The sequence below is a fragment of the Hyphomicrobiales bacterium genome, from assembly GCA_030688605.1.
Lineage (GTDB): Bacteria > Pseudomonadota > Alphaproteobacteria > Rhizobiales > NORP267 > JAUYJB01.
Window position 1 is genome coordinate 1 of the sequence record JAUYJB010000062.1, and the last position, 15,707, is coordinate 15,707.

General features: G+C 66.0%; 16 protein-coding genes. 5 read left to right on the top strand and 11 right to left on the bottom strand.

Annotated elements, in window-relative coordinates; genetic code table 11:
• Positions 1 to 134: 134 nt before the first annotated feature.
• The 3 genes from Q8P46_07080 to Q8P46_07090 are packed head-to-tail and all read right to left on the bottom strand — an operon-like array spanning position 135 to position 2,505.
• Positions 135 to 1,028 carry a U32 family peptidase gene (locus tag Q8P46_07080; GenBank protein ID MDP2619928.1) on the bottom strand — a complete coding sequence of 298 codons (894 nt, stop codon included), beginning with the start codon at positions 1,026 to 1,028 and terminating at the stop codon, positions 135 to 137.
• Positions 1,029 to 1,042: 14 nt separating this feature from the next.
• The gene (locus Q8P46_07085; GenBank protein MDP2619929.1) at positions 1,043 to 2,020 is read right to left on the bottom strand and encodes a peptidase U32 family protein; all 978 of its coding nucleotides are present in this window, start codon (positions 2,018 to 2,020) and stop codon (positions 1,043 to 1,045) included.
• 11 nt (positions 2,021 to 2,031) lie between these two features.
• On the bottom strand, positions 2,032 to 2,505 hold the full coding sequence (locus tag Q8P46_07090) for an SCP2 sterol-binding domain-containing protein (GenBank protein MDP2619930.1): 474 nt from the start codon (positions 2,503 to 2,505) through the stop codon (positions 2,032 to 2,034).
• A gap of 237 nt (positions 2,506 to 2,742) precedes the next feature.
• Between Q8P46_07090 and Q8P46_07095 the strand changes: the two genes are divergently transcribed.
• Positions 2,743 to 4,287, top strand: coding sequence for a UbiD family decarboxylase (locus Q8P46_07095; protein ID MDP2619931.1), 1,545 nt, complete (start codon positions 2,743 to 2,745; stop codon positions 4,285 to 4,287).
• Here Q8P46_07095 and Q8P46_07100 read toward each other — a convergent pair.
• Together Q8P46_07100 and Q8P46_07105 are read right to left on the bottom strand one after the other, a co-directional pair.
• A complete protein-coding gene (locus tag Q8P46_07100; GenBank protein MDP2619932.1) occupies positions 4,282 to 4,857 on the bottom strand; it encodes an RES family NAD+ phosphorylase in 576 nt (191 codons plus the stop codon). The genes Q8P46_07095 and Q8P46_07100 overlap by 6 nt on opposite strands.
• Before the next feature lie 3 nt (positions 4,858 to 4,860).
• Complete coding sequence (locus Q8P46_07105; GenBank protein ID MDP2619933.1) at positions 4,861 to 5,208, bottom strand: helix-turn-helix transcriptional regulator; 348 nt, start codon at positions 5,206 to 5,208, stop codon at positions 4,861 to 4,863.
• Positions 5,209 to 5,348: 140 nt separating this feature from the next.
• Here Q8P46_07105 and dusA point away from each other — a divergent pair, with 140 nt between their 5' ends.
• On the top strand, positions 5,349 to 6,338 hold the full coding sequence (dusA, locus tag Q8P46_07110) for a tRNA dihydrouridine(20/20a) synthase DusA (protein ID MDP2619934.1): 990 nt from the start codon (positions 5,349 to 5,351) through the stop codon (positions 6,336 to 6,338).
• A 158-nt stretch (positions 6,339 to 6,496) separates the two neighbouring features.
• On the opposite strand, the gene Q8P46_07115 is transcribed toward dusA, so the two are convergent.
• The 4 genes from Q8P46_07115 to Q8P46_07130 all read right to left on the bottom strand — a co-directional run bounded on the left by Q8P46_07115 (position 6,497) and on the right by Q8P46_07130 (position 10,168).
• A complete protein-coding gene (locus Q8P46_07115) occupies positions 6,497 to 7,999 on the bottom strand; it encodes a phosphomannomutase/phosphoglucomutase (protein MDP2619935.1) in 1,503 nt (500 codons plus the stop codon).
• Positions 8,000 to 8,098: 99 nt separating this feature from the next.
• Complete coding sequence (locus Q8P46_07120) at positions 8,099 to 8,599, bottom strand: TIGR02281 family clan AA aspartic protease (GenBank protein MDP2619936.1); 501 nt, start codon at positions 8,597 to 8,599, stop codon at positions 8,099 to 8,101.
• A gap of 51 nt (positions 8,600 to 8,650) precedes the next feature.
• Positions 8,651 to 9,358, bottom strand: a complete 708-nt coding sequence (locus tag Q8P46_07125) for a TIGR02281 family clan AA aspartic protease (GenBank protein ID MDP2619937.1) — start codon at positions 9,356 to 9,358, stop codon at positions 8,651 to 8,653.
• A gap of 6 nt (positions 9,359 to 9,364) precedes the next feature.
• A complete protein-coding gene (locus Q8P46_07130; protein MDP2619938.1) occupies positions 9,365 to 10,168 on the bottom strand; it encodes an adenosylcobinamide-GDP ribazoletransferase in 804 nt (267 codons plus the stop codon).
• Between the two features lie 89 nt (positions 10,169 to 10,257).
• On the opposite strand from Q8P46_07130, the gene cobT reads away from it, so the two are divergent.
• Entirely contained in the window at positions 10,258 to 11,307 is a 1,050-nt protein-coding gene (gene cobT, locus Q8P46_07135) for a nicotinate-nucleotide--dimethylbenzimidazole phosphoribosyltransferase (protein MDP2619939.1), read from the top strand.
• A 9-nt stretch (positions 11,308 to 11,316) separates the two neighbouring features.
• Here cobT and Q8P46_07140 read toward each other — a convergent pair whose 3' ends face one another.
• Positions 11,317 to 12,837 carry a HAMP domain-containing sensor histidine kinase gene (locus tag Q8P46_07140; GenBank protein MDP2619940.1) on the bottom strand — a complete coding sequence of 507 codons (1,521 nt, stop codon included), beginning with the start codon at positions 12,835 to 12,837 and terminating at the stop codon, positions 11,317 to 11,319.
• 299 nt (positions 12,838 to 13,136) lie between these two features.
• On the opposite strand from Q8P46_07140, the gene Q8P46_07145 reads away from it, so the two are divergent.
• Together Q8P46_07145 and Q8P46_07150 are read left to right on the top strand one after the other, a co-directional pair.
• The gene (locus Q8P46_07145) at positions 13,137 to 13,883 is read left to right on the top strand and encodes an MBL fold metallo-hydrolase (protein ID MDP2619941.1); all 747 of its coding nucleotides are present in this window, start codon (positions 13,137 to 13,139) and stop codon (positions 13,881 to 13,883) included.
• Positions 13,884 to 13,885: 2 nt separating this feature from the next.
• Positions 13,886 to 14,503, top strand: coding sequence for a uracil-DNA glycosylase family protein (locus Q8P46_07150; protein ID MDP2619942.1), 618 nt, complete (start codon positions 13,886 to 13,888; stop codon positions 14,501 to 14,503).
• A gap of 279 nt (positions 14,504 to 14,782) precedes the next feature.
• Here Q8P46_07150 and Q8P46_07155 read toward each other — a convergent pair whose 3' ends face one another.
• Positions 14,783 to 15,655 (bottom strand): NAD(P)-dependent oxidoreductase, encoded by an 873-nt coding sequence (locus tag Q8P46_07155; GenBank protein MDP2619943.1) that lies wholly within the window; start codon positions 15,653 to 15,655, stop codon positions 14,783 to 14,785.
• Between the last annotated feature and the right edge of the window lie 52 nt (positions 15,656 to 15,707).

A 15,707-nucleotide genomic window follows, 5' to 3' on the forward strand; every position in this document is an offset into this window, starting at 1 on the left:
ACCGAAGGCCGGGTTCTTTTGCGCCGTGGCGGTGTTGCGGCTGTTGGCCGATGCACCGCATCGCCCGGCGAGCCGCGCCTGGCCACGGCGCAAAATCATCCCGGTCAAATGGTTCCCTATAACCATGAACCGCTCTAGGCGCGCTGTGCTTCGCCCTCGAAAAAGCTTTTTGAAAAGCGCGCTTCGGGCGCGATGCGGGAAAGCCGCCGAGTTGCCTCCGTCGCGTCGATGCGTCCATCGACGACGGCGCGGAAAGTCTCCGCGACATCAACCATTCCGCAATTCTGCGGCGACAGCCGAAAGGCCGCGATGCCCATGTCCTGAAGTGCGCCTAGCTCGTCGATCAGATTGACATAGGCGTGCGACAGCGTCTGGATGCCGTTGACGGCCAGGAACGGCTGGTCGCTCAGGGTACGCAGCGCCAGTCCGTCCGGGTCCTCGGCGCAGACGAATTGGCAATTGTCCTTGTGCAGCCCGTGCGCGCGGGCGTGATAGCAGCGCGCCGACAGCGCCAGCGGCAAACGCCCGAAAACCTGCACTTCCAGCTCGACATGGCCCCGCGCCGCCTTGCCGAGCGCGGCAAGCGAGGTTGCCGGCAACTCGACCGGAAGGCACACCCGGCGCGCCCCTTCGCCGGCGAGATAGAGGAGCGTGTCCTCGTTATAGACATTGACATAGGGGCCGACGACATGCGCGCGGCCGCGCAGATATGCGAGCGCGGACGGATCGTTGGCCTCGACCGGCAGCGTTTCGTCGCCGCACAGATCGCGTGCGGCCTGGGCCTCGCGCGCATTGGTGATCAGCGCCAGGGTCGAGAACACCACCTGCTTTCCGCCCGCTTCCAGCCGCGCGGCCACCTCCGGCAGCACCGCCGCGTAGAATGGCGCCCGTTTGGAGCACACCACTTCGCCGAGATAGACGCGGTCGACCGGCGCCTCGTCGGCGATAGTAAAGTAGAAATCGCGCCAGCGCTCCGCCGGCCAGTTGAACAGCGCCGGGCCGAGGGTAAGCTGCTCCTGCCCCTCCATCGTTTCCCTTCCCCTTACCGCCATGTCTTGCGATAGGCGCCGGCCGTCTGGCGCCCGCCCTCGCTCAAATTGGCAAGCCCACCGGCATCGACTCTCCCCCCCGCCGCCGCCGCATCGACCGCGGCGCGCACCTTCGCCACCACCTCGGCGATATAGGCGCGCCCGCGCTGCCGCCCCTCGATCTTCAGCGCCGCCACCCCGGCGTCGATCAGCTCGCCCAAATGGTCGAGCGCGTTCAGGCTCACCGGCTCCTCGAACACGTAGCCCGTCTTGTCCTTGACGGTGAAGCGGCCCTTGCACAGGGTCGGATAGCCGGCATCCTCGTCGGCGCCGAAGCGGTTGATGGTGAAGTCGCCGAGCTTGGAGGTGAGGGTATCTCCTTCGCGCTCATAGATGGCGTGACTGGGCGGCGAGCACACCCCGTTCATGTTAGGCGACTTGCCGGTTGCGTAAGAGGAGAGGGCGCAGCGCCCCTCGGCCATCACGCACAGGCCGCCGAATACGAACACCTCGCTCTCGCACGGGATGGCGCGGTTGAGCGCGGCAATGTCGGGCAGCGTCAGCACCCGCGGCAGCACCACGCGCTTGACGCCGAAACGCTCGACGAAATAGCCGATGGCATCGGCCGTCGAGGCGGAGGCCTGAACGGAAAGATGAAGCCTGAGATCGGGATGCGTCCGGGCCGCGTAGGCGGCAAGCCCGATATCGGCGATAATGACCGCGTCGGCGCCTTCTTCGGCCGCCAGATCGACCGCATGGTGCCATGGCCCGACATTTCCCGCGCGCGGAAAGGTGTTGACGGCGAGCAACACCTTCACTCCCTCGCCATGGGCGTGGGCGATGGCCTCGCGGAAATCCCGCGTCGAGAAATTGAGACCCGGGAAGTTGCGCGCATTGGTTTCGTCGGCAAGACCCAGATAGACGGCATCGGCGCCGGCCCCGATCGCGGCCTTGAGCGATGCCGGCGTGCCGGCCGGGCAGACGAGCTCCAATGTCCGCGCCGTCATGTCGTTTCCTCCGGGCGATGGTTGGCGCCCAGCAGAAGCGCCGTCAGCCGATTGAGAACGCCGCGCGCCGCCGCGACCGCGTCGGGCCCGCGTTCGCCGATGAGCCGAACCGGCGCCCCGAAGGGACCGAGCGCCTCCGCAAACTCTCTGAACAGCACGATCTCCTCGCTCTCGATGGCGTTGCGCAGGGCGAGCACGGCGCCGGTGTCGCCTTCGATCTCGATGTCGCGCGAAAAGAACAGCGCATCGCCGTCGAGCTCGCCTTCCAGCAGATCGATGAGGCGCAGCATTCGCCCGCCGATGACGGCCGTCGGATTCTGCCCCTCGCGCGACCAAGCGGCCGTCAGCCGCGGCGCCGTGGGGTCGGGACAGAGCAGGAAGACGATCGGCAGATCAACGGGGTCGATGACGAAACGCGCACCCCAATAGCCTTCGAGCCTCTCGAACAGGCGCGGGTGATTGTGCGTCACCGATGCCAAGGCGGCGCCGAGCGCGCGCTGCAGGGCAGCAAGCGGCAGCTCTAAGAGCGCGTCGGCAAGGACGCTTAAGGGAGGCGGCTGCGTGATGGCGGCAGGCCCGTTTCACTCGAGATTCGCTTTTGTCGCCGGAAATCTAGCCTTTTCGAGAGCGCGCCCATTTGATTTCCATCAAAGCCTCCGGCGCGCGGCGTTTCTACGCTCGTGGCGCGTCCAATCCTCGGGTGCGCCATGACGGCTGTGACCTTAAACCCGGCGACATACCGCTCGCTGGGGGATTTTCTTGCCCGCATCGAGCAGGCGGGTGGGCTCGTCCGCGTCACCGCGCCGGTCTCGACCCGCCTCGAAATGACCGAGATCCAGACCCGGCTCCTGGCCGAGGGGGGGCCTGCGGTTCTGTTCGAGAAGCCGATCAGGGCAGACGGGAGGGCGAGCGCGATGCCGGTCCTGGTCAATCTGTTCGGGACCGTCGAGCGGGTCGCCTGGGGGCTCGGCTGCGAAGTCGCCGGTTTGCGGGACCTTGGCGAACGCTTGGCAGCATTGCAAAGCCCCGATCCGGTCGATGGAGTGCGCGACGCCATCGACAGGTTGCCTTTGCTGCGCGCCGCCATGACCATGCGCCCGAAGTCGGTGCGCGCCGCGCCGGTCATGCAGGTGGTGTGCGAGGGCGACGCGGTGGATCTGACGCAACTCCCCGTGCAGTGCTGCTGGCCGGGCGAGCCGGCGCCGCTCATCACCTGGCCATTGGTGATCACCAAGGGCCCCGGCGAGGCCCGCGAGGACACCTACAATATGGGCGTCTACCGCATGCAGGTTCTGGATGAACGCCGCGCCATCATCCGCTGGCTCGCGCAACGCGGCGGCGCCCGCCATCACCGCCTGTGGGCCGAACGCGGCGAACCGATGCCCGTTGCCGTCGCCATCGGCGCCGACCCGGGCACGATGCTGGCCGCGGTGACGCCGGTGCCGGAGCTTCTGTCGGAATACCGCTTCGCCGGGCTGTTGCGCGGCGCCAAGCTGGAGCTTGCGCCCTGCCGCACCGTCCCGCTCAAGGTACCGGCCCATGCCGAAATCGTGCTGGAGGGCCATGTCTCCATCGAGGAGACGGCGCCCGAGGGCCCCTATGGCGACCATACCGGCTATTACAACGCCGTCGAATCCTTCCCGGTCTTCACGGTGAGCGCGATCGCGCGGCGCCAGAAGCCGATCTATCTTTCCACCTTCACCGGCCGCCCGCCGGACGAGCCGTCGGTCATGGCCCGTGCCCTCAACGAGGTGTTTCTGCCGCTCCTGCGGCGTCAGTTCCCGGAGATCGTCGACTGCTATCTGCCGCCGGAAGCCTGTTCCTACCGCGTCGCCGTGGTGTCGATCGCCAAGCGCTATCCGGGCCAGGCGCGGCGCGTCATGATGGGCCTGTGGTCGTTGCTACCGCAGTTCAGCTACACGAAGCTGATCATCGTCGTCGACGAGGATATCGACGCCCGCGACTGGCGCGACGTGATGTGGGCCATCGCTACCCGCTCAGATGCGGCGCGCGACGCCATGATCGTCGACAATACGCCCATCGACTATCTCGATTTCGCTTCGCCGCGCTCCGGTCTCGGCGGCAAGATGGGCATCGACGCGACCAACAAGATCGGCGGCGAGACCGACCGCGAATGGGGCGTTCCGCTGCGCATGTCGGACGAGGTCGTCCGCGCGGTCGACGAGAAGTGGGCAGCGCTCGGCCTTCCCGGCAGCGGCCGGGCGATCTGGCGGCAGCGGCCAAAGTCATGAACGCGCCTTGCCGCGCCATTGCTCCCAGTCGATCCGCCCGTAATCCTTTGCGATTTCCATGGCATCCGATTTGACGCGATCGCAAAACACGATCACGTTCGCGCACGCCCAGCGGGCGCTGGGGACGATGAGGCCGTCGAAGCCGACGAAATGCGCCGTCTCGGCGATGTCCTGGGTGCGGGGATATTCCTGCTGCCGGTCGGCGTGCGAGAGCACGCCGTATCGGGCGACCTCCACGCCCAGCGCGGCGATGGCGTCGAGGTCGGCGAGCCGCAGTGTCCGCTCGATGGCGACCCGCAGCTCGAACAGGTGGTAGGCGACCTTTGAGGGGATCACCGGCTGACCGCGCGACAGATGGAAAAACAACTCGGCGACGGCACCGGCATCCTCCATGGAGGTGTAGAGGACATCGAAAGTCCCGTCGTCCCAGCGCCCGCCCGCCGAACCGCACATCGGAACATCGTGGCCCTCGCGCGCGACGCGCCAGACCGTGCCGTCGAAACGAATGGATGGCGCGCCCTCCAGCGCATCGATCAGGGCGTTGTCCCGGATGCGATGAGCGCCACCCATCTCTTACAGATAGACCTCCGCATCGAGGCGTTCGAGAACGTTCAGGACCCGTTCGGACTGCCCCTCATTGATGAGGTCGATCGCCCGCGCTCCGTCGAGCTGGGGGTGGCGGGCATAGAGCCAGGTCCGGATATCGTCCGCCGAATAATATTCCTGCAGCCGGCCGACCACGTAGTGCAGGTCGGAAAGGATGAGCTGGGTGCGCGGATGCGGGTTCATCGCGCCGCTCGACCAGCGCGACACCGTCGCCTTCGACACGTCGGCGATGTTGGCGATGTCCGTCCCCTTCAACCCGCCGAACTCCCGCAGCTCGTCGATATAGCGTGCCACCGTTCCTTGTGCCGCCGTCATGCCTGGTCCTACTGATTGACGTTTTAGTTTCATGGAAACATATATATGAAACCATAACGCAAAATTCAATATAACGGAGTGGGAGGTACGGATAGGGCCTCCATCTTGCCAATCGGCGGCCTTAGGCCGATATGGTCCGCATGATCGCCGAACGCATTTTCGCCGTCGCGCCGATGATGGAGTGGACCGACCGCCATTGCCGGTACTTTCACCGGCTGCTGACGGCCCGCGCGCTGCTCTACACCGAGATGGTCACCGCCGATGCGGTGATCCACGGCGACCGCGAGCGGCTGATCGGCTTCAGCGAAGAGGAGCAGCCGGTGGCGGTCCAGCTCGGCGGCTCGGACCCCACGAAGCTCGCCGCGGCCGCGCGGATCGCCGAAGGGTTCGGCTACCGGGAAATCAACCTCAATGTCGGCTGTCCCTCCGATCGCGTCCAATCCGGCCGCTTCGGCGCCTGCCTGATGGCCGAGCCGGCGCTGGTCGCGGAATGCGTCGCCGCCATGCAGGCCGCGGTTTCGCTTCCGGTGACCGTCAAATGCCGCATCGGCATCGACGATCAGGACGCCGAGGATGCGCTCGACACCTTCATTGATACGGTTGCGGCGGCCGGCTGCACGACCTTCGTCATCCATGCCCGCAAGGCCTGGCTCGAAGGACTGAGCCCGAGAGAGAACCGGGACGTGCCGCCGCTCGATCAGGGCCGCGTCTACCGGCTCAAGGCGCGCCGCCCGGACCTTTGCGTCGTGCTCAATGGCGGCATCGGCAGCCTCGACGAGGCAGCGGCCCATCTTGCCCATCTCGACGGGGTGATGATGGGCCGTGCCGCCTATCAAAGCCCGTGGCGTCTCGCCGAGGCCGACGGACGCCTGTTCGGCGACCGGGCGCCGGCGCCCGAGCCGGCTGAAATCGTCGAGCGGATGATCCCCTATATCGAGCGCGAGCTTGCCCGCGGCACGAGGCTGCACCGGATCGCCCGCCATATGACAGGCCTGTTCCAGGGGGTGCCCGGCGCGCGCGCCTGGCGGCGGACCCTGAGCGAAGAGGGTGTGCGCCCGGACGCGGGAGTCGAAGTGCTGCGCGCCGCGCTCGCCTTGGTCAGGCCGCAGGCGCTGGCCGCCGCGGAGTAAATCGGTGCGGCTTCAGACTGACTGAAATCAGTCGATCCGAGGGCGCCACACATCGGACCCCCCTCCAGCTCCCCCCTTGCAGGGGGGAGGGGATTTGGGCAGGCGGCCTCACACCTGTTTCCCTCCCCCGGGAAGGGGGAGGGTAGGGTGGGGGTCAATCAGATCTTCTGATTGTATTCGCCGACCTGCGGGTAGGTCGAAAGATGCGCGTCGATCGCCTCGAAGATGGCGCGCATGTTTTGCTCGGAGGTCGGGCTTTCGACCACCACCACAAGCTCCGGCTTGTTGGAGGAGGCGCGCACCAGGCCCCAGGTCCCGTCGGCAAGCACGACGCGCACGCCGTTGACGGTGACAAGCTCGCGGATGTCCTGGCCTGCCACCTTCGCGCGCCTCTTGGCCAAGTCCTGAAAATGAGCCACCGCCTTGTCGACGACGGCATACTTCTCCTCGTCGGCGCAGTGCGGCGACATGGTCGGCGACTGCCAGGTCTTGGGCAGGGCGCGCTGCATCTCGGCCAGCGTCTTGTCCGGATTGCGGTCCATCATGTCGAGCACCGCGAAGGCGGCGACGAGCCCGTCGTCATAGCCGCGGCCGAGCGGCGGGTTGAAGAAAAAATGTCCGCTCTTCTCGAATCCCGCCAGCGCCCCGGTCTCGAAGCTGCGCCGCTTGATGTAGGAATGGCCGGTCTTCCAATATTCGGTCGTGGCCCCGTTTGCGATCAGCACCGGGTCGGTCAGGAACAGACCGGTCGATTTGACGTCGACGACGAACTTGGCCTTTTCATGCCGCGCGGAGATGTCGCGGGCCAGCATGACACCCACCTTATCGGCGAAGATCGCGCTTCCTTCATTGTCGATGACACCGCAGCGGTCGCCGTCGCCGTCGAAGGCAAGGCCTACGTCGGCGCCGCTCTCGCGCACTTTTTCGGCGACCGCGGCGAGCATCGCCAGGTCCTCGGGATTGGGGTTGTAGCGCGGAAAAGTGTAGTCGAGCGCGGTATCGAGCGGGACCACATCGGCGCCAATGCGCTTAAGCGCTTCCGGCGCGAAGGCGCCGGCGGTGCCGTTTCCGCAGGCGGCAACCGCCCGGATCGGCCGCTTCAGTTGCGGCCTGTCGGCAATGGCGCCGAGATAGACCTCGGCGAAGTCCTCCACAAAGCGGTACGAGCCGCCGCCGTCGGCGGCAAAGCGCCCGGAGAGCGTGATCTCCTTGAGCGCGATCATCTCGTCCGGCCCGAAGGTGAGGGGACGCGCGCAGCCCATCTTGACCCCGGTCCAGCCATTGTCGTTGTGGCTGGCGGTGACCATCGCCACGCCCGCGACATCCAGCGCAAACTGGGCGAAATAGGCCATGGGCGACAGCGCCAAGCCGATATCGTGGACCTCGCATCCGGTGCCCAAGAGCCCGCTCAAAAGAGCCTGCTTTATGGAAAGCGAGTAGGAGCGGTAGTCGTGGCCGACGACGATGGCCGGCGGCGTGACGCCCATCTCCTTGAACAGCGTGCCGAGCCCCAGCCCGAGGGCCTGCACGCCCATCAGATTGATCTCCTCGGGAAAGAGCCAGCGCGCGTCGTATTCGCGAAAGCCGGTCTCCTTGACCAGCGGCAGGCGCTCGAAGTCGGCGGTATTGGGCGTGAGCGAGGCGACGGGTCTCGGAAACATGACAGGTCCTTGGAATGCCACGATCTTGAATATCGCAGCTTCCCGGCGCACACAAATGCCATGGTCCGGCGAAATGACCGGAGGCTTTGGGAGGGATGCCTATTGCGTCAATAAAAGCTGATCGCCGCGCAGCTCGAAGCGCGTAATGGCGCCGATGAAGCTCATGCCGAGCAGGCTTGTCGGCAGCACGTCGCGCTGCGCGACAAACGCAGCGACATTGCGCACCTGGATTGTGCCCACTTGCACCTCGTCAAGGACGGTGCGCGCGGCCATCGCCTCCCCGTTGGCGGTCTTGACGGGAACGTCATAGGTGAGCCGGGCAAGGTCGATGCCGACCCGACGCGCGTCCGCCTGGCTCAACACGACGAGGCTCGCGCCGGTATCTGCGAGCATCTCGACATGAACGCCGTTGACCAGCGTCGCGGCGGCGAAATGGCCGTACCTGTCGGCGCTGATGGCCGTAACGCGGCTCGTCTGGGCTCTGTCGGCGGTGGCGCTCCTTGGCGCTGCCGCTTCGCGGGCGCTTTTCTCGTCCATTACGATGGCGCCGAGTGTCAGCGCCAGCGTGATCACAACAAAGGTGACGGCAAGTTTGGTCATCGGTGTCGGTCCGTCGAGTGCGTCCCGCCTGAAAGACGGGGCGGAACGTGTTCAGGCTCGTGGCGCACGCAGGATCATCTGGTCGCCCCTGACTTCATATGACTCCAGACGGCTTAAGAATCCGATACCAAGAAGACTCTCATTGAGACGACCTGGCCGCGCCACCAACGCCCGCACGGGGCTCACCGTGATAGGACCGATGGTCACGCGATCGAGGCTGACCGGGGCAGCTTCGCTGAGGCCGTTTGCGGTTTGAATGCGCACCGAATAGGCGAGCCGATCGACCGCCAGCCCGATCCTGGCGGCGTCCTCGTTGGACAGGGTGAGGGTGGTGGCGCCGGTATCGACCAGCATCGACACGGCAATGCCGTCGACCGTCACGTCGGCGCTGAAGTGGCCGTCGGCGCGGCGGAACAGGACCACCTCGTTGGCGCCCTCGACGGTTATCCGCTGAAGCGCGTAGCCGGGCTGCAATTGCGCGCGCACCCTCTGCGCGATGTCGGTGAACTCGGTGCGGAACGAATAGCCGGCAACGAGAATGACAGCCACCAGCAGCCAGGTTGCGGCATGACGGAGCGCCGTGGCGGCGCGGCCGCGATAGGAAAACATCAGACCTGCCCCGACGACGAGTCCCAACGCCGTGAGCCATACCAGCTGCGCGAACGAATCCCCCTCGATGCCGGCGACCTGGCCGGCCTGGTGATTGGCGACGAGCAGTACCAAGCCCGTCATCAGGATGCCGATGGCAATCCAGAACATCGCGTCCTACAGTCCGATCAGGGCGGTGAAGCCGAACAGGAAGGCGATCTCGGCAAGCTGTTGCGTGGCTCCCGAGAGATCCCCCGTCTGTCCCCCGAACAGGCGTTCGGCTAGCCACGTTGCGCCGAGCACCACGAGCGCCGAGACGAGCACCGCAACCACCGTGGCGACGATGTGCGCCACGCTCGCGGCGGTGATGAAGGCGATCACCAGGGAAATCAGGATGACCTCCACGAAAACCCTCTCGCTGGGACGCCCGAAGGCTACCGCGGCCCCGCTCTTGCGCGCCGGCGGCAGGCAGTAGGGAAGCCACAGGGCAAACCCCCTTGAAACGGCGTGCGCGGCGATCAGCACCAGCGCCGTGGCGGCAATCCCGTCGACCTGTGCGATCACCGCAATCAGCGCCACCCGCAGCAGGATGGACGTGCACAGCGCCGCCGCGCCAAAGTTGCCGATATGGCTGTCGTGCAGGATTTCAAGACGCTTTTCGGGCGTCGTGCCTGCCAGAGCATCGGCCGTATCGGCAAGCCCGTCCTCGTGCAGGGCGCCGGTGATCATCATCGTGGCGGCGACCGCCGAGACGGAGGCGACCAGGGTTGACCCTGTGAGCGCGGCGGCAAGGGCGCAGATAGCTGCGCCTACCGCGCCGACGAGTGCCCCCGCCAGCGGCACCATGCGCATCGCCTGCCCCATGGGAACAGGTTCCCGCTCCGACACCACCGTGCCCATCCAATGCGCTGGAATGAGGGTATAGAACGCCACCGCGTGACGCAGCTCCTGAAGCCATTGCGCAACCGCTGGCTGCAACATTTCCTCCTCTTGCGCACCTTGCCGGTTTCAAAGTCCGTATAGGAAGGCTATAGCGGTTTGCGGCGTTGTCGTGAAGAATCATGTGAAACATGCAGCAGCAGACACCCAAGCGTCCGCCCTTCGAGGACATCCGAGATCTGCTCGCCAAATTGCCGGCGCCGGACGAGGCGAGCGCCGATCTGGCGCGTCGCCGCGACGCCGACCTCACCAAGCCGCCGGGTTCACTCGGGCGGCTCGAGGAGATCGCCGTCTGGCTTGCCGCCTGGCAGGGCCGCTATCCGCCGCGCATCGACCGGCCGGTGGTTGCCGTGTTCGCCGGCAATCACGGCGTGGCGAGCCGTGGCGTGTCGGCCTATCCGGCCGAGGTGACGCAGCAGATGGTGGCCAATTTCCAGTCCGGCGGCGCCGCCATCAACCAGTTGTGCCGGGCAAGCGGCGCCGTGCTCAAGGTCTTCGAGCTGGCGCTCGAGATGCCGACGGGTGACATCACCGAGGAGGATGCCCTGGACGAGGCGAGCTGTGCTGCGACCATCGCCTACGGCATGGAGGCGGTCGCCCAGGAGGCTGACCTTCTCGGCATCGGCGAAATGGGCATCGGCAACACCACGGTCGCCGCCGCGCTCGCCCATGGGCTTTTCGGCGGCCAGGTTGAGGACTGGGTGGGGCGGGGGACCGGCGTCGACGATTCGGGCTTGAAACGCAAGCATGATGCCGTTTCCCAGGCGGTCGGCCGTCTGAAGCGGCAGCATGGCGACGCGCCGGAACCGCTGACGGTGCTGCGCAGCCTCGGCGGCCGCGAGCTTGCGGCCATGGTCGGCGCTATTCTGGCGGCGCGATTCTCCCGCGTGCCGGTCCTGATCGACGGTTATGTCGCAAGCGCCGCCGCGGCGGTGATCCACGCGCTTGATCCTGCGGCGCTTGACCATTGCATGTTCGCGCACCAGTCCGCCGAGCAGGCCCATGGCCGGCTCTTGGCGGCGATGGGCAAGACGGCGCTGTTCGATTTCGGCATGCGGCTCGGCGAGGGCTCGGGCGCGGCGCTGGCGATCGGCGTCGCCCGGGCTGCGCTTGAGGTGCACACCGGCATGAGCAGCTTCTCGGAAGCCGGGGTCTCGAACCGGGATAAGAAGCCCGGCTAACATCTGCGCTCAGGCAGCGCTGTTGGCGAGCGCGCCGACGGGCTGTGCTGTCAGGATGCGCGTGCGCGGGAAGGTCACCGTGACCTGCGTGCCCTCGCGCAGCTTGCTGGCGATCTGAAACTTGCCGCCGTGCAGCTTGATCAGTCCCTGCACGATGGGCAGGCCGAGGCCGGCGCCCTGTTCGGCGGTCTTCTGGGCCAGCGATCCCTGGCCGAAGGAGGTGAGGATTTGCGGCAGTTCCTCTTCCGAAATGCCCGGTCCAGTGTCGATGACGCTCAGATATTGGCCGCCGCCTTCCGTCCAGCCGACCTTGACGATGATCTGGCCGCCGTTTGGCGTAAACTTGATCGAGTTGGAGAGAAGGTTCAGGCAGATCTGCCGCACCGCCCGCTCGTCGGCCAACAGTTTGGGCATGTCCTTCTCGAGCTGCCCTGACAGCGTTATGCCGCGCTCGCTCATACGCAGTTCCGTCAGGCGCATGCAGTCGTCGGCGACGCCGGCCAGCGAGATCGGCTCCTCGTGCAGCTCGTAGCGCCCGGCCTCGATGCGCGAAAGGTCGAGCACTTCGTTGATGAGTTTGAGCAGGTGCTGGCCGCTGCGATGGATGTCCTGCGAATACTCCTTGTAGGTCGGCACGTTGTGCGGCCCCAGAATCTCCGCCTTCATCACCTCGGAAAATCCGAGCACCGCGTTGAGCGGCGTTCTCAGCTCATGGCTCATGGTGGCGAGAAAGCGGGATTTGGCGATGTTCGCCGCCTCCGCGCGCCGGCGCGCCTCGTCGGAGATAGAGTTGGCCTGCTCGAGTTCGGCGATCAGCGAATCCTTCTGCACTCGGAGGTCGAACATGGCCAGCGTATCGGCGGTCAGGTGCCGGGCGACGAGAAAAAAGTAAATTTGCGCGCACACGGTGATGCCGGCGAGGGCGTAATACATCGGCTCGCCCAGAAGCACGAAGCCGATCAAGAGCACCAGGGCGATCGGCACCGTTCCCGCGTAGGTGATGGGGGTGAGGCTGCCGGCCAGCATGGTCCGCAGCGACAGAATGACGATCAGCGCCGCGAAGATCACCACGTGCGGCGCCGGGTCGCTGCCGGGGGTATGGGCGCTCATGAAGCTGAGGCTCGCCCAGCTGGCGCCGTAGAGAAGCTCGGCGGCGACGAAGCGCGCTTGCCAGTCGCGCACATTCACCTCTTCCGGCGGTTGCTGCAGCAAGGTCCTGCAGAGCGCGAGAATGATGAATTTGGCGATCAACACGGCGATCAGCCACTGTACCGACGTCTGTATCGGCACCCACAGGGCCATCATGCCGGCGACGATCACGGCGAGCAGCGGCAGGCCGAGCGCGGCGCCGAGCTGGTTGCGGGCGTAAAGCTGCATCAGCTCGAATTTGTAATCGGGACGCAGCGGGCCGACCGAGGTCAACAGGGCGCGCGCGGCACGGACGCTGGCCGAGACCGAGCGCCTGATGTCCTCTTCCGGGCGGCTGGCCGCCATACCGCCGATGCCCTGCTTGGTGGTGACGCCGTGCATCCGGATCGTCCAACATCTCCCGCCCGGGGCCGGCCCGTGGTCCGCCCCGATTGGCAGACGACTATGTGAGCGAAGTCTTAAGAACCCGCTCCGAATTATGGTTAACCAACCGTTGATCGGGGAACATGCGCGCCGCCTGACGCGCGGTCCGGTGCCGCCTTGCGTCGGCAATTGCTGCGTGCTCCACTCCGTGCGCCGTCCAGCGGAGAGGAGCCGATGATGCTCTCTGCCTGCAGCGCCGGCACGAGGCCGTGGCGGCGCGGCCGGGCTACAAGGCTTGGGCAATTGGAGAGGGAAGGGTGGTTCGCATCACATTCGTCGGCTCGGGCGATGCGTTCGCGGCCGGCGGCCGGTTCAATCCGTGCTTCCACGTCAAGACAGCTCCCGGCGCCGTTCTCATCGACTGCGGCGCGACCTCGCTGGTTGCGCTCAGGAAGCAGGGAATCGACCCAAGCTCCATCGCGACGATCTTCATCAGCCATCTGCATGGCGACCACTATGGCGGCCTGCCCGCCTTGCTGCTTGAGGCCAAGCTGGTCGGCAAGCGAACCCGCCCGCTCGCCATCGCCGGGCCGGCGGGCCTCCGCGCGCGGCTGGCGGCCGCCATCGAGGCGCTCTATCCGCGCTACTCCAAGGTTGATTGGGGCTTCGACCTGCAGCTTGTCGAACTCCAGCCGCGCGCTGAGATGCAGGTGGCGGGTATCGGCGTAACCGCATTCGAGGTAGAGCATTTTTCAGGCGCGCCGTCATTGGCGCTGCGGCTCGTCTTTGGCGACAAGATCCTGGCTTATTCCGGCGATACGCAGTGGACCGAGACACTGGTCGAGGTTGCCAGGGGCGCCGATCTGTTCATCTGCGAATGCTATATGTTCGAGAAAGAGCTGCGCGGCCACATGACCTACAGGCGGATCATGGAAAATGCCGACCGGCTTGAGGCCAAGCGGCTGATGCTGACCCATATGAGCGGCGACATGCTCGCCCACCAGGACGACATCGACCGGGCCCGCGCCGTCCCTGCCGAGGACGGCATGGTGGTGGAATTGTAGGAATGGCCGAAGATCTCGCTGCGCTCCTGGGCTCCATCCGCGCCTGCCGCGCCTGCCGCGACGCGCCGCTATTTCCGCCGCCGCTGGCGCACGAGCCGCGGCCGGTGCTGCGGGCGTCCGGAACCGCCCGGCTATGCGTTGCCGGCCAGGCGCCCGGCACCCGGGTGCATGCGAGCGGGGTGCCCTTTTCCGACCCGTCGGGCGCGCGCCTTCGTCAGTGGATGGGCGTGTCGGATGAGGAATTCTACGATGACAGCCGCGTCGCCGTCGTGCCCATGGGCTTCTGTTTCCCCGGGCTTGACCGGAAAGGCGGCGACCTGGCGCCGCGCAGGGAATGCGCCCGCACCTGGCACGACCGGCTATTGGCCGCGCTGCCCAATATCGAGCTGGTGCTCGCCGTCGGCCGCTATGCCCACGCCTACCATCTCAAGGGCGCGCAAGGGAAGACTCTGACCGAGACCATGCGCGCCTGGCGCGAGGTCTACGAGCCGGGCGCGGCGCGCCGGGTCATGCCGCTGCCGCACCCCTCCTGGCGCAACACCGCCTGGCTCAAGCGCAATCCCTGGTTTGAGACGGACCTCTTGCCCGTCCTGCGCGCCGAGGTCAGGGTGTTGCTATAGAGTATGCTGATTTTATTGGTACATAAGTTATTTCTCCTCCCCCCTTGCGGGGGAGGAAGAAAAATCAACGATTTGGCGACGCATTAGCGGCGCCAAGCGTTAGATTTTTCAGGTGGGGGGTGAAATATCTCTTATCCCCCTCTTGCAAAATTAAAGGGTTAGCCTCGTTGCACTCCGCTAAAACCTTAATTTTGCTTTCTCCCCCGCAAGGGGGGAGAAGTGAACTATGCCAAGGCCCTTCTGTCCTTCCACCCGGCTCGGCCTTATCGCATCCCGGCTTCATTCCCGGTCGAGAAGGGCGATCAGGCTCGAGGTGTCCCAGCGCTTGCCGCCCATCTTCTGCACCTGCGAGTAGAACTGGTCGACGAGCGCGCTCACCGGAAGGTGGGCGCCGTTGCGCCGCGCCTCTTCGACGCAGATGCTCAGATCCTTGCGCATCCAGTCGACCGCGAAGCCGAAATCGAATTTGCCCTCGATCATCGTCGCCGCCCGGTTGTCCATCTGCCAGGACTGGGCCGCGCCCTTGGCGATGACGTCGATGACGAGATTCATGTCCAGCCCGGCCTTCTTGCCGAAATGGATCGCTTCCGACAGGCCCTGGACGAGGCCGGCGATGGCGATCTGGTTGACCATCTTGGTCAGCTGCCCGGCGCCGGAAGGCCCCATCAACGTCGTCGCCTTGGCATAGCAGTCGATGACCGGCTTGGCGGTGTCGAAATGCGCCTTGTCGCCGCCGACCATGACCGTGAGCTGGCCGTTCTCGGCCCCCGCCTGACCGCCGGAGACCGGCGCGTCGAGGACGCCGAAGCCTTTCTTCTTGCCGACGGCGTGGAGTTCGCGGGCGATGTCGGCGGAAGCGGTGGTGTTGTCGATGAACACCGCTCCTTTGGCCATCTTCTCGAAGGCGCCGTCCGCGCCTAAGGTCACGGCGCGCAGATCGTTGTCGTTGCCGACGCAGCAGAACACGAAATCCTGGCCTGCGGCCGCCTCCGCCGGCGTCGGCTTGGCGGTTCCGCCATGCTGCTTGCACCATTGCTCGGCCTTGGCGGCGGTGCGGTTGTAGACGGTGAGCTCGTGCCCGCCGCGCGCCTTCAGGTGGCCGGCCATGGGATAGCCCATGACGCCCAGACCGATGAACGCAACCTTTGCCATGATGCTCCTCGCTTCTTGTGAGTGGGTCAGCCAGCGGCGGTGTCGAGCTATA

Excerpts from the sequence above, each read along its gene's own strand:
- Q8P46_07080 (MDP2619928.1), bottom strand. The coding sequence starts at position 1,028 with ATGGAGGGGCAGGAGCAGCTTACCCTCGGCCCGGCGCTGTTCAACTGG.
- Q8P46_07095 (MDP2619931.1), top strand. The coding sequence starts at position 2,743 with ATGACGGCTGTGACCTTAAACCCGGCGACATACCGCTCGCTGGGGGAT.
- Q8P46_07100 (MDP2619932.1), bottom strand. The coding sequence starts at position 4,857 with ATGGGTGGCGCTCATCGCATCCGGGACAACGCCCTGATCGATGCGCTG.
- Q8P46_07105 (MDP2619933.1), bottom strand. The coding sequence starts at position 5,208 with ATGACGGCGGCACAAGGAACGGTGGCACGCTATATCGACGAGCTGCGG.
- dusA (MDP2619934.1), top strand. The coding sequence starts at position 5,349 with ATGATCGCCGAACGCATTTTCGCCGTCGCGCCGATGATGGAGTGGACC.
- Q8P46_07115 (MDP2619935.1), bottom strand. The coding sequence starts at position 7,999 with ATGTTTCCGAGACCCGTCGCCTCGCTCACGCCCAATACCGCCGACTTC.
- Q8P46_07120 (MDP2619936.1), bottom strand. The coding sequence starts at position 8,599 with ATGACCAAACTTGCCGTCACCTTTGTTGTGATCACGCTGGCGCTGACA.
- Q8P46_07125 (MDP2619937.1), bottom strand. The coding sequence starts at position 9,358 with ATGTTCTGGATTGCCATCGGCATCCTGATGACGGGCTTGGTACTGCTC.
- Q8P46_07130 (MDP2619938.1), bottom strand. The coding sequence starts at position 10,168 with ATGTTGCAGCCAGCGGTTGCGCAATGGCTTCAGGAGCTGCGTCACGCG.
- cobT (MDP2619939.1), top strand. The coding sequence starts at position 10,258 with ATGCAGCAGCAGACACCCAAGCGTCCGCCCTTCGAGGACATCCGAGAT.
- Q8P46_07140 (MDP2619940.1), bottom strand. The coding sequence starts at position 12,837 with ATGCACGGCGTCACCACCAAGCAGGGCATCGGCGGTATGGCGGCCAGC.
- Q8P46_07150 (MDP2619942.1), top strand. The coding sequence starts at position 13,886 with ATGGCCGAAGATCTCGCTGCGCTCCTGGGCTCCATCCGCGCCTGCCGC.
- Q8P46_07155 (MDP2619943.1), bottom strand. The coding sequence starts at position 15,655 with ATGGCAAAGGTTGCGTTCATCGGTCTGGGCGTCATGGGCTATCCCATG.